Origin of the sequence: Vibrio sp. M260118 (assembly GCF_036533755.1) — a bacterium.
GTDB lineage: Bacteria > Pseudomonadota > Gammaproteobacteria > Enterobacterales > Vibrionaceae > Vibrio.
On the sequence record NZ_JATABG010000550.1, the window covers coordinates 1 to 1592 of the forward strand.

At 44.3% G+C, this 1592-nt stretch carries 3 protein-coding genes; all 3 read right to left on the reverse strand.

Features of this window, described 5'->3' with window-relative positions; translation table 11 throughout:
* Positions 1 to 230 (reverse strand): hypothetical protein (locus QTO00_RS19430; RefSeq protein ID WP_331426211.1); only part of this gene is annotated, 230 nt, incomplete at its 3' end.
* A gap of 112 nt (positions 231 to 342) precedes the next feature.
* On the reverse strand, positions 343 to 1314 hold the full coding sequence (locus tag QTO00_RS19435) for a lytic murein transglycosylase (protein WP_331426212.1): 972 nt from the start codon (positions 1312 to 1314) through the stop codon (positions 343 to 345).
* A 47-nt stretch (positions 1315 to 1361) separates the two neighbouring features.
* Positions 1362 to 1592 (reverse strand): YcgL domain-containing protein (locus QTO00_RS19440; RefSeq protein WP_331426213.1); only part of this gene is annotated, 231 nt, incomplete at its 5' end.

Sequence of the window (1592 nt, forward strand, 5' to 3'; positions counted from 1 at the left end):
CCACTACGATGGCCTGCACGGACAGATCGAGACGTGATAATACCACCAATACAATAAGCACCAAGAATAAATCCCAATAGTAAATCTTGGCGGTAAAAGCTGTAGCTTGCAAAAGCCGCTAGGAATGAGACGCCCAAAACAGCTAGCAAGCGCACCATCATCATCTGGCGCTTATGCTTCATCATTACTACTTCTGAGAGTTTGTCTGCGACATAGTGATGGGCATTCATCTTTCTTCTGCGAGTACCTCAAACATACCGTTAATCTCACATAAAGATTCTAACTCATATATGAGGAGGGCAATAAGATAAATGAAACGTCCACCTGCGCAAATCAGACCACTCACATCACAATTTTATCTGCAAGATGCGAAACAGCTAGGGCAAAATAGTAAGACCGATTCCATTTCATCAGTACATTGTAGTTGTTGTACACCAGGTATACACGCCCATTGGCATCATCTGGAGCAATTAGCCAAGCTTTAATATCACTATTGAGTTTTGGTAGTGGTCGACCGTCATAGAGAGTGATTCCTAACTTACTCCATTCCGAAAGGTACTTCCCTTTTGCTTCGGCACGACCTTGAATACTGGTATCGAAACCTTTAGGCAGTTTAACTTGACGCCCCCATGTATAGGTATCATCCCAACCTGACTGACTTAAATAGTTAGCTGCTGAAGCAAAAACATCGGCTTTGGTGTTCCAAATATCCTTCTTGCCATCACCGTTACCATCAGCTGCGAAAGATAAAAATGAGCTAGGCATAAACTGGCACTGCCCCATCGCCCCCGCCCAAGAGCCTTTAAACTGCTCTACTGGGATATGCCCTTCATCCAGGATTTGCAACGCCGCCATGGTCTCTTTACGGAAAAATGCTTCACGGCGCCCGTCATAGGCTAGTGTTGAAAGCGCGTCAATCACGCGATAGTTACCAGTGAACTTACCAAAATTACTCTCAACGCCCCAGAGTGCAACAATAAAACGTGGCTGGACCCCATAAGCATCACCAGCATGCTTTAGATCGGTATAGTGCTTTTTATACAGAGACTTGGCCTGCTTCACTTTCCAATCAGGCACGGCACGGGGAATATACTCGTCTAGGGTGAGTTTTTTCTCTGGCTGGTTTTTGTCGGCTTTAACAGCTCGAGGTTTATGGGTGACGTTTTCAAACGCCTGAGTAATCACCTGCTCTGATATACCCTTGGTTCGAGCTTCTTGTTTTAAGCCCTCTACATATTGTTCAAAGCTCACTTCATTGGCGTAACTCGCCGTTGCGAGCGTTAGTCCTAGCGCGACTGACAGTAGTTTTTTCACATTGCCCTCCTTGAGCAACTGAATCAAACAATCTAAACGTTGTCTGTTTAATCTTCTGATTGTTGGCGAGCTTGTTTTTGCTCTTTATATTCGTCGAGTAGATTTTTAGGTGGCGGTGGCACTTGTAAGAAAAAGCCATCACCTTTCAGCGACTGTTTCACTTTTTCTACATCAACTTGAGCAAGACTTCTTCCATCAAGTTTGACCATCATAACCATAGTAGGTTTGCCAAACATCTGCATCAAAGTGTCAGGAACTTGTGAAAAATCGTCCTTTTT